Origin of the sequence: Pelomonas sp. Root405, from assembly GCF_001425165.1 — a bacterium.
Lineage (GTDB): Bacteria > Pseudomonadota > Gammaproteobacteria > Burkholderiales > Burkholderiaceae_C > Pelomonas.
The window spans coordinates 392,789-405,927 of record NZ_LMDU01000011.1; the positions used below are offsets into that span (position 1 = coordinate 392,789).

Sequence of the window (13,139 nt, forward strand, 5' to 3'; positions counted from 1 at the left end):
CGCCGCGAAGTTGAACGCCGCGCTGCGGCAAGCGTTAAGCCCGTCTTCAGACACCGAAGGATTTCGACATGGCCATGATGGACAAGATGCGCCGGCCGCTCGCCGCAGCGGTCGGCGCGCTGATGGTGGTGATCGCCGGCAGCGGCTGCACGACAGCGCCCACGGTGCGCGTGTCGCAGCCCGTGCGCTGCGACCAGCCGGGCAGCACCTGCGTCAACGACCTCATGCAGGCGCTGGAAGACTGGAAGGACGCCTACAACGCACGCGACCCGCGCCGGCTGCAGCAGCTCTATGCCCCGGGTGCGCTGATCACCGACGACGAGTACGTGGCCGTGCCGCTGAACGGCCCCGCACTGCCGGTGTTCTTCGACCAGATGGCGCAGCGGCCGACGGCACGCATGCGCTGGATCGTCGGCAACCTGCAGCTGTTCGGCGAGACGGCGGTGCGCTCAGGCGAATACGAGTTCACCGAGGAGGTCGCCGGCCAGCCGACGACGCGGCCAGCGCGCTACAGCTTCGCCTACCAGCGCATCGAAGGCCGTTGGCTGATCCTGCTGCAGCACTCCACGCTGAGACCCTGAAAAGGCGAAGCCCCGCAGGGCGGCCTGCGGGGCTTCACCAGGATGCGCGCTGTTCAGACCTTGGCCAGCAGCGCGTCCCACTTGGCGCGAGCGACCTTCTCGTGGCGCTCCTTCACGTGGCCGTAGCCGCGGATGTCTTCCGGCACGCGGGCCAGCTCGACCGCGGTAGGCAGGGTCTCGGCGCTCAGGCGGGCCAGCGCCTTGTCGACACCGGCGCGATAGTCGGCGATCCAGCGGCGCTCCATCTTGCGCTCGGCGGTGTGGCCGAAGATGTCGAAAGCCGTGCCGCGCAGGCCCTTCATCTGGGCCAGCAGGCCGAAGGCGGGGCGCACCCAGGCGCCGAAGGGGCGCTTCTGCAGCTCGCCCTTGTCGTTCTTCTTGGCCAGCAGCGGCGGCGCGAGGTGGTGCACCAGCTTGTAGTCGCCCTCGAACTGGTTGGCGATCTTGTTGATGAATGACGCGTCGGTGTGCAGGCGCGCCACCTCGTACTCGTCCTTGTAGGCCATCAGCTTGAACAGGTAGCGGGCGACGGCCTCCGTCAGCTTGGTCGTAGCGCCCAGCTTGGCTTCGGCAGCGCGCACCTTGTCGACAAAGGCCCTGTACTCGGCCGCATAGGCGGCGTTCTGGTAGCCGGTCAGGAAGTCGACGCGCTTGGTGATGATCTCGTCGATGCCCTGGCGCTTGACCATCTGGATGACCTGCTGCGCCGCATACAGCGCCTGCACGCTCTTCAGGTCCTGCGCACAGCGACGGCCCCATTCGAAGGCGACCTTGTTGTTGTCGACCTGCACGCCGTTCAGCTCGATGGCGCGCATCAGCGCGTCGTAGCTCAGCGGGATGCGGCCCTGCTGCCAGGCGTAGCCCAGCATCAGCGGATTGGTGTAGAGCGAATCGCCCACCAGCTTGACGGCCACTTCCTCGGCGTCGAAGGAGCCGAGATGGTCGCGGCCCACCGCGTTGCCGACGGCCGCCTCGCAGGCGGCGCCCGGGAAACTCCAGTTGGCGTCGCTGACCAGCGTCGCCGTCGGCGAGCCGTGCGTGTTCAGCGCCACATAGGTGCGACCTTCGCGCATGACGGCCAGCGTGGCCTTGTTGGCAGCGACGATGGCGTCGCAGGCGATGACGAGGTCAGCCTCTGCCGTGCCGACCTTGGTGCAGAAGATCGCGTCCGGGCTGTTGGCGATCTGGATGTGGCTCCAGGTCGCGCCGCCCTTCTGCGCCAGGCCCGCGGCGTCCTGCGTGATGACGCCCTTGCCTTCCAGGTGGGCCGCCATGCCCAGCAACTGGCCGATCGTGATGACGCCCGTGCCGCCGACACCGCCGACGACGATGCCCCAGGCCTTCTCCGGGTTGGGCACGATGGGCATGGCCAGCTGCGGCAGCGCGGCGTCGAAGGGGCTCTTGCGCGCTTCCTTCTTGGGCTTCTTCAGCTCGCCGCCTTCCACCGTGACGAAGCTCGGGCAGAAGCCCTTCACGCAGGAGTAATCCTTGTTGCAGGTGTTCTGGTTGATCTGGCGCTTGCGGCCGAAGTCGGTCTCCAGCGGCTCGATGGACAGGCAGTTGGACTGCACCGAGCAGTCGCCGCAGCCTTCGCAGACCAGCTCGTTGATGACGACGCGCTTGGCCGGGTCCACCAGCTTGCCGCGCTTGCGGCGGCGGCGCTTCTCGGTGGCGCAGGTCTGGTCGTAAATGATGACCGTGGTGCCTTCGATCTCGCGGAACTGGCGCTGGATCTCGTCCAGCTCGTCGCGGTGGTGCACGGTGACGCCGGGCGCCAGGGCCACGCCCTCGTACTTGAAGGGCTCGTCGGTGACGATGACCAGCTTCTTCACACCTTCCGAGATCACGCTGTTCATGATCTGGATGACGGTGTGGCCCTCGGGCCGCTCGCCGACCTGCTGGCCGCCGGTCATCGCGACGGCGTCGTTGTAGAGGATCTTGTAGGTGATGTTGACGCCCGCGGCAATGCTCTGGCGGATCGCCAGGCTGCCGCTGTGGAAGTAGGTGCCGTCGCCCAGGTTGGAGAAGATGTGCTTCTCCCCGGTGAACGGCGCCTGGCCGACCCAGGGCACGCCCTCGCCGCCCATCTGCGTGAAGGTGGCCGTGTTGCGGCCGGGCATCCACGTGACCATGTAGTGGCAACCGATGCCGCCGACCGCGCGGCTGCCGTCAGGCACGCGCGTGGACGTGTTGTGCGGGCAGCCGGAGCAGAACCAAGGCGTGCGGTCGGCGCCGCCGGCGGTCTTCTCCTCGGCCTTCAGCGAGTTTTCCTTGGCGTCGATGATGGCCAGGCGCGCGTCCAGGCGGGCGGCGATGTCGCTGTCCACGCCCAGCTTCTTCAGCCGTTTGGCGATGGCGCGGGCAATGATGGCCGGCGTCAGGTCGGCCTGCGGGCGCAGCAGCCAGTGGTCGCTGGGGTTGGGCACGCTCCACTCGCCACCCTCGCCACCGTCGCCGGCGTCGAACTTGCCGAGCACGTTCGGGCGCACATCGGAGCGCCAGTTGTAGAGCTCTTCCTTGACCTGGTACTCGATGATCTGGCGCTTCTCTTCGACGACCAGGATCTCCTGCAGGCCCTTGGCGAAATCGCGCGTGATCTGCGCTTCCAGCGGCCACACGACGTTGACCTTGTGCAGGCGGATGCCTTGCGCCCTGCAGGTGTCGTCGTCCAGGCCCAGGTCGTTGAGCGCCTGGCGGGTGTCGTTGAAGGCCTTGCCGCTGGTGATGATGCCGAAGCGGTCGTTCCGGCCTTCGATGACGTTGTAGTTCAGCTTGTTCGCGCGGATGTAGGCCAGCGCGGCGTACCACTTGTAATTCATCATCCGCGACTCCTGCTCGAGCGGCGGGTCGGGCCAGCGGATGTGCAGGCCACCGGCCGGCATCTGGAAGTCTTCCGGCAGGATGATGTTGACGCGGTCGGGGTCGACGCTGACCGACGACGAGGACTCGACGATTTCCTGGATCGTCTTCATGCCCGCCCACACGCCCGAGAAGCGGCTCATCGCAAAGGCGTGCAGGCCCATGTCCAGGATGTCCTGCACGCTGCTCGGGAAGAAGGTCGGGAAGCCGACGGCCTTGAAGACGTGGTCGCTCTGGTGGGCCGCCGTCGAGCTTTTGGCGATGTGGTCGTCGCCCGCGATGGCGATGACGCCGCCGTGCTTGCTCGTGCCGGCCATGTTGGCGTGCTTGAACACGTCGATGCAGCGGTCCACGCCCGGGCCCTTGCCGTACCAGAGGCCGAAGACGCCGTCGAACTTGGCCTTCTCGGGGAAGAGGTCGAGCTGCTGCGTGCCCCACACGGCCGTCGCGCCCAGTTCCTCGTTCACGCCCGGCTGGAAGACGATGTTCTGCTTCGCCAGGTGCTTCTTGGCCTGCATCAGCGCCTGGTCATAGGTGCCCAGCGGGGAGCCGCGGTAGCCACTGATGAAGCCGGCCGTGTTCAGCCCGGCCAGCGCATCGCGCGTGCGTTGCAGCATGGGCAGCCGCACCAGCGCCTGCACGCCGCTCATGAAGGCTCGGCCGGTATCGAGCGCGTATTTGTCGTCGAGGGAGACGGTCTGCAGGGCGCGCAGGATGTGTTCGGGCAGCGGGGCGTTCATCGGTGGGAGCTCCTGAATGGCGGCCCGAGAGGCCGGCCCTTGTGAGGCTGGCGCGCGGGCTTGTGGCCAGTATGGCCGGACCGGTCAGTGTAGGGAAATGGCGGCGCGCAGTGCTTTCTCAATTGCGCCGCAAACCGACGGTGCAAGCAACGTTCTTGCCGAAAGCGTTGAAATTCGCTTCAATCACATCGCCACTTTCACGATCAGGGCAAACCATGAGTTCTGAAGACGCCACCTCCGATGCCCTCGACCGCCACCACATCGCCATCCTGGCCGAGCTGCAGGCCGACGCCCGCCTGTCCAACGCCGAGCTGGCCCAGCGCATCGGCCTGTCGGCGGCCCCGACGTGGCGGCGCGTGAAGTGGCTGGAGGACCAGGGCTACATCACCGGCTACCGCGCCGAGATCGACCGCCGCAAGCTCGGCCTGGGCGTGCTCGCCTTCGTGCGCGTGGACGCCGAGCGCAGCGCGGGCGCCGCCACCAAGCCGCTGGAAGACGCCATCCGCCAGCTGCCCGAGGTCATCGCCTGCCACTACATCTCGGGCGCCGGCACCTTCGAGCTGCAGGTCATGGCGACCGATCTCGATGCCTTCTCACGCTTTTCCATCGACACGCTGCTGAACCTGCCCAACGTGAAGGACATCCACACCAGCTTCTCGCTCGGCGAGGTCAAGGCCAGTGGCGTGCTGCCGCTGGGCCACCTGGGTGGCTGAACGGGCGTGAACAAGATCGCGGCGCGCTGGGGCAACAGCCTGACTGGCGGTGAAAGCCGCGTTAGGCTTGCGCGGTGAAGTCGCATTTCCAACGGCTCGGCGATCTCTGGCTGGGCACCGAACCCGCGCAGCGGTTGAGGCTGCGCCAGACCTCGCTGGCGACGGCGCTGATGCTCATCAGCATCGTCATGCTGCATTACGCGGTGCACCTTTTTGGCGGCAGCGGGCGCGGCCTGTTGTGGGCCTGGACGGTCGTGTCGCTGGGCGGCATGGCTGTCGCGTATGGCGCCATCCGCAGCGGCTGGTCGCTGCGCTTTCGCGACCCCTCGCTGACCAGCCAGCAGATCGCCTTCGCGATCAGCGCCGCGGCGCTGGGCTATGCGCAGGCGGGGCCGCTGCGCGGCATGGTGTTCCCGGTGCTGACGCTGATCCTCATGTTCGGCATGTTCCAGCTGCGCGCCCGCAAGGCCTATGCGCTGAGCCTGTTCGCGCTGGCGATGTTCAGCCTGGTCATGGCCACCATGGCCTGGCTGCGTCCCGACGCCTACCCGCCCGCGGTGGAGATCGGCCATTTCGTCATGCTGGCCTGCATGCTGCCTGCCGTCGCGGTGCTGACGGCGCGGCTGAGCTTGATCCGCCGCCGCCTGTCCCAGCAGCGCGAGGAACTCGGCCGGGCGCTGGCGCAGCTGCAGGCCATCGCCACGCGCGACGAGCTGACCGGCCTGCCCAACCGCCGCCAGGTGCAGGCGCTGATGGACCAGGAGCTGCTGCGCTCGCTGCGCCACCACCACGACTTCTGCATCGCCCTCGCCGACCTTGACCATTTCAAGCGCGTCAACGATCTGCACGGCCACGCGGCAGGCGACGCGGTGCTGCGCGCCTTCGCCCAGGCGGGCCAGGCGGCCATGCGCGGCACCGATGTGCTGGCCCGTTGGGGCGGCGAGGAGTTCCTCGTGCTGATGCCCGACACGGCCATGCCGCCGGCGCTGGGCGGCATGGAGAGATTGCGCGAGCACACCGCCGCGCTGCAGGTCGACGTCGGCGGCGCCAAGGTGTCGGTCACCGTCTCCATCGGCCTGACCGGCCACCGCCGCGGCGAAACGCTGGCGCAGACGCTGGAGCGCGCCGACCGGCTGCTCTACAAGGCCAAAGCTGAAGGGCGCAACCGCGTCTGTATCGACTGAATGCGCCGCATGACTGCCACCCTGCCGCTGCGTCACTTCCTGCTCGCGCTGGCCGTCGTGGCGATCTGGGGCAGCAACTTCGTCGTCATCAAGGTCGCGCTGGATGTGCTGCCGCCAATGACGCTGGCGGTGCTGCGCTTTGCCATCGCCTTCGTGCCGGCCTGCTTCTTCCTGGCGCGGCCGGCGGTAGGCTGGCGCAACTTGGCGGGCTATGGCGGTTTCGTCGCGGTCGGCCAGTTCGGCTTGCTCTACCTGGCGATGCGCAGCGAGATCTCGCCGGGGCTGGCCTCGCTGGTCATCCAGACCCAGGTGTTCTTCACGCTGCTGCTGGCCGTCTGGCTGGCCAACGAACGCGTGCTGCCGAGCCAGTGGCTGGGCCTGGTGCTGGCGGTTGCCGGCATCGCCGTCATCGTCTTTCACACTGACGGCGCGACGTCCCCGCTGGGCCTGGCGATGGTGCTGGCCGCTGCCTTTTCCTGGGCCTGCGGCAACATCGTCGGCAAGCGCGCCGGCAAGGTGAACATGCTGGCCTATGTCGTCTGGAGCAGCGCCTTCGCGGTGCCGCCGCTGCTGGTGCTGGCCCTGGTGGTGGACGGGCCGGCGCGCATCAGCACCGGGCTGGCCGCCGCTGACGCAGGCACCTGGGCCGCGGTGCTGTGGCAGAGCTTTGCGAACACATTGTTCGGTTATGGCTGCTGGAGCTGGCTGCTGGCGCGCCATCCGGCCGCGCGCATCGTGCCGATGGCGCTGTTGGTGCCCATCTTCGGCATGGGGGCCAGCAGCCTGCTGCTGGCCGAGTCGCTGCCGGGCTGGAAGCTGACGGCGGCGGCGCTGGTGATGGCCGGTCTGGCGATCAACCTGTTCGGACCGCGGCTTTTGCAGATGAGACGAGTCGCCGAGCGGGACTAAGCTCGGGCGCATGAAGCGCTGCTGCCTGCTTTTGCTGAGCCTGCTTGCCCTGCCCGCCGCTGCAGCACCGCCCGCCGTGCAGCTGCTGGTCGAGCTGCGCTGGGTGGACAGCCAGCTGCCGGCCGCTGCCCAGGCCGCGGTGCGCGATGGCGCCGTCGTCGTCGGCACGGCCGGCGCCGTGTCGCCGCGCGGGCCCGGCGTCGTCACGTCCACGGCGCAGGCGGCGCCCGAGCCGGGCCTTCGGCTGCAGGTGCACAACGGGCAGCGCGCCAGCATGCGGCTGACGACGCGCGAACCGCTGCAATGGGTGGACCCGGTCGTCGAGGTCGCCCCCACCGGCACGGTGCGCGGTGTCTACGTCAACCCGCAGCCGCGCGAGCGCCGTGCCGCGGAGAGCTTCGCCGTCAAGCCGACCTGGCCGGGCGGTCGCGCGCCGGTGCGGGTCGAGTTCAGCGTCGCCAAGGACGGCGGCGAGTTCCAGTCCACGCTGGACCTGCCGCTGGATCGCTGGCAGACCGTCGCGCGCCGTGGTGGCGCGGCAGAGCCGGCGGGGCAGCGCGGCACCGTCAGCAGCCGTGACGCGGTCGGCCAACCCGAGCGCGAGCTGCAGCTGCGGGTGTCCGTTCAGCCTTGATCAGGCTTGCGCCGGATTCGCAGCGCTCAACGCCGCGTTGATCTGCGGATAGGGCGCCGCGCCGTCGAACAGGTCCGCGCCCGTGCCCTGCTGCACAAACCCGGCCGCGGCCCGCTGCGCCCGGCCCCAGGCCGCCTCGGCAATGGCACTGCCGGCACTGACGCGGCGCACGCCCAGGCGCTGCAGTTCGTCCAGGCTCGGCAGGGTCGGCCGCGCCATCACGTTCAGCGGCAGCGGCTGGCCGGCCACCAGCGCCTCGATGTCGGCCACCGTCGTCACCCCGGCCGCAAACAGGCCGTCGGCGCCGGCAGCCAAATAGTCCCGCGCGCGCAGCAGCACCTCCTCGACCGCGCGGCCGGGGGCCAAGTTGCGCAGGTAGACATCGCAGCGCGCGTTGATGAACACGTCGACGCCGGCCTTGGCTGCCGCCGTCTTGATCGCCTCGATCTTGCGGCACAGCAGGGCGGGCGCGCCGGCGCCGTCTTCGAGGTTGATGCCAACCGCCCCCGCATCGACAAGCCGCATGACGTTGTCGGCCGCTGTGGCCGGGTCTTCGCTGTAGCCGGCCTCGCTGTCGGCACTCAACGGCACGCGGGCGACGCGGGCGATGCGCCGGATGGCGGCAGCATGCTCGTCGATGGGCAGGTGGTTGCCGTCGGCATAGCCCAGCGCCCAGGCCAGGCCGGCGCTGGTCGTGGCCAGGGCCGGCACGCCCAGCGCCTGCACGAGCACGGCGCTGCCGGCGTCCCAGACGTTGGCGATCTTCAGGAGTTCAGGGCCTTGGTGGAGCTGGCGGAAGTTCATGGCCGGACGTGACGGGGTTTCGGGGACGCCTATCCTGCCGCGCATCTGCTGTCAGCGCGTGGCAGTGAGCAGTTTTTGCAAGCTGATCGGTGACAGCCTGTGTGCGCGAGCCACTCAGGGCCCGTAACTGCGCAGTTCTTCGCACTTCGCCGCACGCACTGCGTGTAACGTGATCGCTTTGCAAAGCAGCCCGCTCGATGAAACTCGCCTTGATCGCCCACGACGGCAAGAAGGACGACATGATCGCCCTCGCCGCCGACTTCCTGCCCCTGCTGCGCCGTTGCCAGCTGATCGCCACCGGCACCACCGGCACACGCCTCAGCGCCGCGCATGACCTCGTCATCGAGCGCATGCTGAGCGGGCCGCTGGGCGGCGACCTGCAGATCGGCGCGCGGCTGGCGGTGGGCGAGCTGGACGGCGTCATCTTCCTGCGCGACCCGATGACCCCGCAGCCTCACGAACCCGACATCAATGCATTGGTGCGCGCCTGCGACGTGCACGACGTGCCCTGCGCCACCAACGTGGCCACGGCGCGGCTGCTGCTGACGCGCTGGAGCGCTGAGTGAACCTGGCGCTGTGCCAGGGAGCCTGTCGTCAATGACTGACGCCGCGGCGCCTGTGCGCAGCCTGTCACGGCGCTTGCGCATCCGCACCCGCCTGGGGCTGGCCTTCGCGCTGCTGCTGTTGCTGCTGATCGGGCTGGCAGTCCTGTCGGTACACCGGCTCAACGGCCTTTCCGACGCACTGAACCGCATCGTCGACGACCAGGCCGTCATCCGCGACTCTGTCAACGAGATCAACCGCAACGCCGAGGCGGTGGCGCGCAAGCTGCTCGTGCTGATGAGCCCCGACGCCGAACTGCGCGTGGCCGCCTACCCCGAGATCGCATCGGCCAACAACCGGCTCGACGACGCCATGCAGCGCCTGGCCATGGTGCTGCCCCCGGGCCCGCGCGCAGAGCGGCTGGCCGAGGTCCGCTTGCGTCTGACCGACTACCGCGCCAGCTATGTCGACGTGCGCAACCTCATCGAGAGTGACGATTTCGAGGCCGCCCGGGCGCTGCTGGGCAGCGACACCGAGTCGGCGCTGTCGCTGTTCGTCAGCGCCATCCACCAGCTGGCCGCGAGCGAGGAGCGCGCCGGCACCGCCCAGGCCCGCGAGCTGCGCGACCAGCTCGAAGTCGACCGCACCGGCGTGCTGGCGCTGTGCGTCGGCGCCCTGGTTGCCGGCGCGCTGCTGGCCGTGGGTGTCACGCGCTCCATCATCAACCCGCTCAAGCGTGCCGAGGACGGTGCCGAGCTGATCGCCCAGGGCCAGTACGGCCACCGGATCAAGGTCGATTCATCCGACGAGCTGGGCCACATGGCCAGCGCGATGAACACGATGGCCGCGGCCGTCGGCGAGCGCGAGGCCCAACTGCGGCGCCTGGCCGACGTCGACCTGCTGACGGGCCTGCCCCAGCGCGCCCGCTTCATCGCCGACGGCGACCGGCTGCTGGCCAACCTGCCGGAGGGCGAACGGCTCGCCGTGCTGATCTGCATCGACGTCGACCGCCTCAAGGCCGTCAACGGCGTGCTGGGTTTTGACGCCGGCGACGCGCTGCTGCGCGGCGCGGCGACCAAGCTCGCGGGGCTGTTCGAAGGCGTCGCCGCCTATGGGCGCCTGGCCGGCGGCACCTTTGCCGCGCTCGCGCCGGTGCTGCGCCTGGACCACGGTGCCGCGCTGGCTGCCCAGCTGCGCGAAGAAGTCGAGCACAAGCTGAGCTGGCAAGGTCAGTCGCTGGACCTGTCGGTGTCGCTGGGCGTGGCCCATTGGCCCGAGCACGCCGCCGACACCGAGGCCCTGCTGCGCCGCGCCGAGCAGGCGATGTTCGAGGCCAAGCGGCTGCGCCAGGCGGTGGCTGTCTACAACCCCGGGGCCGAGGCCGCCCGCGCGCTACATCTGAGCCTGCTGTCCGACCTGGCGACCGCCATCCAGCAGGACCAGCTGCGCCAGTTCCTGCAACCCAAGCGCGACCTGAGGACCGGCCGCATCTCCGGCGCCGAGGCGCTGGTGCGCTGGCATCACCCGCAGCGCGGCTGGCTGCCGCCGGGCGACTTCATCCCGTTTGCCGAGCGCAGCGGCCGCATCCGCCAGATCACCGACTGGATGCTGGCCCGCGCCGTGCGCACGCTGGCCGCCTGGGAGGCGGAAGGTCGCGAGCCGCTGTGCATCGCCGTCAACATCTCGACGCTGGACCTGCAGGACCAGACCCTGCCTGCCCGCCTGGCGGCACTGCTGGCCGAATACCGCGTCGACCCCGGCCAGCTGCAGCTGGAGGTGACCGAGACCGGCCTGATGTCCAGCGGCACCGACCCCATCGCCGTGCTGCATGCGCTCAAGACCTGGGGCGTGCGCCTGGCCATCGACGACTTCGGCACCGGCCAATCGTCGCTGGCCTATCTGCAGCACCTGCCGGTGGACGAGCTCAAGATCGACCGCAGCTTCATCCAGGATGTGGACGCCGACCCGCGCCGCCAGGCCCTGCTGAAATCCATCGTCGGCGTTGGCCAGGGGCTGGGCCTGACGGTGACGGCCGAGGGCGTCGAGAACGCCGCCGAACTGGCCGTCATCGAGGCCTGCGGCTGTGACCTGATCCAGGGCTATCTGCTCGCCCGACCGATGGATCTGCCCGAATTTGAGGGCTGGCTTGGCCGCACAGGCTAAAATCCGCGCCTTTCGTCGTTTTGCCCCTGCTGTGGGCTAAGTTTCACTGGAGCCACTCATGGGCAACAAAATCATCACCGAAGCGGACCGCCGCGCCTCCCCCCGTCCCGAAGCCCCCAAGGGCGTGACGTTCACGGCCCCCAAGGGCCAGCTGCGCAGCCTGGAGCGCGGTGCCCACACCCGCTCCAAGAAGAACCCGGGCAAGCGCCCGCATTCGGGCTGATCTTTCAGGCCGAACGCCTGAAGGTTCACCATCAACAGGCCCCGCGGGGCCTGTTTGTTTTTGTCGGCTAGATATCGACCAAATCATGATTCGCATCACTGAACTCCGCTTGCCGCTGGCCCACGCCGAAGACGCGCTGCGCCCCGCTGTGCTGGCGCGGCTCAAGCTGGCCGACGCCGAGCTGAGCGCCGTCCACGTCTTCCGCCGCGGCTACGACGCCCGCAAGCGCAGCGACATCCAGCTCGTCTATACGCTCGACTGCGCGCTCGCCGAGGGCGTGGACGAAGCCGCCGTGCTGGCGCGCTTCGCCGGCGACCACCAAGTCCGCCCGACCCCTGACACCGGCTATCGCTTCCTCGCGCAGGTCGGCGAGTTCACCGGCCCGCGCCCGGTCGTCGTCGGCTTCGGCCCTTGCGGCCTGTTCGCCGCGCTGATCCTTGCGCAGATGGGCTTGAGGCCCATCGTGCTGGAACGCGGCAAGGCGGTGCGCGAGCGCACGCAGGACACCTGGGGGCTGTGGCGTGAGCGCAAGCTGCACCCCGAGAGCAATGTTCAGTTCGGCGAAGGCGGCGCTGGCACCTTCTCCGACGGCAAGCTGTGGAGCCAGATCACCGACCCGCGCCACCTGACGCGCAAGGTGCTGACTGAGTTCGTCAAGGCCGGCGCGCCGGACGAGATCCTTTACGTCAGCAAGCCGCACATCGGCACTTTCCGGCTGGTCAGCATGATCATCAAGATGCGCGCCGACATCGAGGCGCTGGGCGGCGAGATCCGCTTCCAGCAGAAGATGGCCGACCTCCTCATCGAGGACGGCGCCGTGCGCGGCGTGACGCTGGAATCCGGCGAGCAGATCGACACAACCCACGTCGTCATCGCGCTAGGCCACAGCGCGCGCGACACCTTCCAGATGCTGCATGCCCGCGGCGTGCATATGGAGGCCAAGCCGTTCTCCATCGGCTACCGCATCGAGCATCCGCAGAGCCTGATCGACGCGGCCCGCTTCGGCGCGCATGCCGGCAACAAGATCCTGGGGGCGGCCGACTACAAGCTCGTCCACCACGCCAAGAACGGCCGCGCGGTGTACAGCTTCTGCATGTGCCCCGGCGGCACCGTGGTGGCGGCGACGAGCGAGGAGAACCGCGTCGTCACCAACGGCATGAGCCAGTACTCGCGCAACGAGCGCAATGCCAACGCCGGCATCGTCGTCGGCCTGACGCCCGAGGACTACCGCCAGGACGGCAAGCGCGACGGCAGCCCGGTGAACCCGCTGGACGGCATGGCCTTCCAGCGCCTCTGGGAGAGCCGCGCCTACGAGCTGGGCGGCGGTGGCTACCTGGCGCCCGGCTCGCTGGTCGGTGACTTCATCAAGCGCCAGGTCAGCAAGGAATTCGGCGACGTGCTGCCGAGCTACAAGCCCGGCGTGTCGCTGACCGACCTGCAGCAGAAGGGGAATGGCTCGCTGCCACCCTACTGCCTGGAGGCGATCCGCGAAGCGTTGCCCGCCTTCGCCCGCCAGATCCGCGGCTTCGACCGGCCGGACGCAGTGCTGACCGGCGTGGAGACGCGCACGTCATCCCCGCTGCGCATCAACCGCGGGAGGGACTACCAGAGTGTCAACGTGCGCGGGCTGTTCCCGGCCGGCGAGGGCGCGGGTTATGCGGGCGGGATCATGAGCGCCGGTGTCGACGGCATCGAGGTGGCCGAGGCGCTGGCGGCGGATTTGTTGGGCATGCCGGATGCGCCGGTGCTGCAGGGCAAGGGCTCAAAGGCGGGCGGGCAAGTGTGA

At 69.0% G+C, this 13,139-nt stretch carries 11 protein-coding genes; 9 read left to right on the top strand and 2 right to left on the bottom strand.

The genetic code is table 11. The annotated features are described in order from the left end of the window. Window positions 1–68: 68 nt before the first annotated feature. Window positions 69–581 (top strand): nuclear transport factor 2 family protein, encoded by a 513-nt coding sequence (locus ASC81_RS11390; RefSeq protein WP_056266745.1) that lies wholly within the window; start codon window positions 69–71, stop codon window positions 579–581. 53 nt (window positions 582–634) lie between these two features. Here the strand turns inward: ASC81_RS11390 and ASC81_RS11395 are convergent, their stop codons facing one another. Beyond that, on the bottom strand, window positions 635–4,180 hold the full coding sequence (locus ASC81_RS11395; protein WP_056266748.1) for an indolepyruvate ferredoxin oxidoreductase family protein: 3,546 nt from the start codon (window positions 4,178–4,180) through the stop codon (window positions 635–637). A 215-nt stretch (window positions 4,181–4,395) separates the two neighbouring features. Here ASC81_RS11395 and ASC81_RS11400 point away from each other — a divergent pair, with 215 nt between their 5' ends. The 4 genes from ASC81_RS11400 to ASC81_RS11415 all read left to right on the top strand — a co-directional run bounded on the left by ASC81_RS11400 (window position 4,396) and on the right by ASC81_RS11415 (window position 7,620). Continuing rightward, complete coding sequence (locus tag ASC81_RS11400) at window positions 4,396–4,893, top strand: Lrp/AsnC family transcriptional regulator (RefSeq protein WP_056266751.1); 498 nt, start codon at window positions 4,396–4,398, stop codon at window positions 4,891–4,893. A gap of 74 nt (window positions 4,894–4,967) precedes the next feature. Next, the gene (locus ASC81_RS11405; protein WP_056266754.1) at window positions 4,968–6,077 is read left to right on the top strand and encodes a diguanylate cyclase; all 1,110 of its coding nucleotides are present in this window, start codon (window positions 4,968–4,970) and stop codon (window positions 6,075–6,077) included. 21 nt (window positions 6,078–6,098) lie between these two features. After that, a complete protein-coding gene (locus tag ASC81_RS11410) occupies window positions 6,099–6,986 on the top strand; it encodes an EamA family transporter (RefSeq protein WP_200946827.1) in 888 nt (295 codons plus the stop codon). 10 nt (window positions 6,987–6,996) lie between these two features. Next, a complete protein-coding gene (locus ASC81_RS11415) occupies window positions 6,997–7,620 on the top strand; it encodes a hypothetical protein (protein WP_056266757.1) in 624 nt (207 codons plus the stop codon). Here the strand turns inward: ASC81_RS11415 and ASC81_RS11420 are convergent, their stop codons facing one another. Continuing rightward, entirely contained in the window at window positions 7,621–8,424 is an 804-nt protein-coding gene (locus ASC81_RS11420) for an isocitrate lyase/phosphoenolpyruvate mutase family protein (RefSeq protein ID WP_235533629.1), read from the bottom strand. A gap of 197 nt (window positions 8,425–8,621) precedes the next feature. Between ASC81_RS11420 and ASC81_RS11425 the strand changes: the two genes are divergently transcribed. The 4 genes from ASC81_RS11425 (at window position 8,622) to ASC81_RS11435 (ending at window position 13,139) form a co-directional block, all read left to right on the top strand. Continuing rightward, complete coding sequence (locus ASC81_RS11425) at window positions 8,622–8,990, top strand: methylglyoxal synthase (protein ID WP_056266762.1); 369 nt, start codon at window positions 8,622–8,624, stop codon at window positions 8,988–8,990. A gap of 31 nt (window positions 8,991–9,021) precedes the next feature. Continuing rightward, on the top strand, window positions 9,022–11,130 hold the full coding sequence (locus tag ASC81_RS11430; protein ID WP_082536443.1) for a bifunctional diguanylate cyclase/phosphodiesterase: 2,109 nt from the start codon (window positions 9,022–9,024) through the stop codon (window positions 11,128–11,130). Between the two features lie 58 nt (window positions 11,131–11,188). Next, window positions 11,189–11,353, top strand: a complete 165-nt coding sequence (locus ASC81_RS27515; protein WP_200946789.1) for a hypothetical protein — start codon at window positions 11,189–11,191, stop codon at window positions 11,351–11,353. Between the two features lie 85 nt (window positions 11,354–11,438). After that, window positions 11,439–13,139 (top strand): NAD(P)/FAD-dependent oxidoreductase, encoded by a 1,701-nt coding sequence (locus ASC81_RS11435; RefSeq protein ID WP_056266769.1) that lies wholly within the window; start codon window positions 11,439–11,441, stop codon window positions 13,137–13,139.

Coding starts and splice junctions, on each gene's coding strand:
- ASC81_RS11415 (WP_056266757.1), top strand. CDS start 6,997: ATGAAGCGCTGCTGCCTGCTTTTGCTGAGCCTGCTTGCCCTGCCCGCC.
- ASC81_RS11435 (WP_056266769.1), top strand. CDS start 11,439: ATGATTCGCATCACTGAACTCCGCTTGCCGCTGGCCCACGCCGAAGAC.
- ASC81_RS11395 (WP_056266748.1), bottom strand. CDS start 4,180: ATGAACGCCCCGCTGCCCGAACACATCCTGCGCGCCCTGCAGACCGTC.
- ASC81_RS11420 (WP_235533629.1), bottom strand. CDS start 8,424: ATGAACTTCCGCCAGCTCCACCAAGGCCCTGAACTCCTGAAGATCGCC.
- ASC81_RS11390 (WP_056266745.1), top strand. CDS start 69: ATGGCCATGATGGACAAGATGCGCCGGCCGCTCGCCGCAGCGGTCGGC.
- ASC81_RS11400 (WP_056266751.1), top strand. CDS start 4,396: ATGAGTTCTGAAGACGCCACCTCCGATGCCCTCGACCGCCACCACATC.
- ASC81_RS27515 (WP_200946789.1), top strand. CDS start 11,189: ATGGGCAACAAAATCATCACCGAAGCGGACCGCCGCGCCTCCCCCCGT.
- ASC81_RS11430 (WP_082536443.1), top strand. CDS start 9,022: ATGACTGACGCCGCGGCGCCTGTGCGCAGCCTGTCACGGCGCTTGCGC.
- ASC81_RS11425 (WP_056266762.1), top strand. CDS start 8,622: ATGAAACTCGCCTTGATCGCCCACGACGGCAAGAAGGACGACATGATC.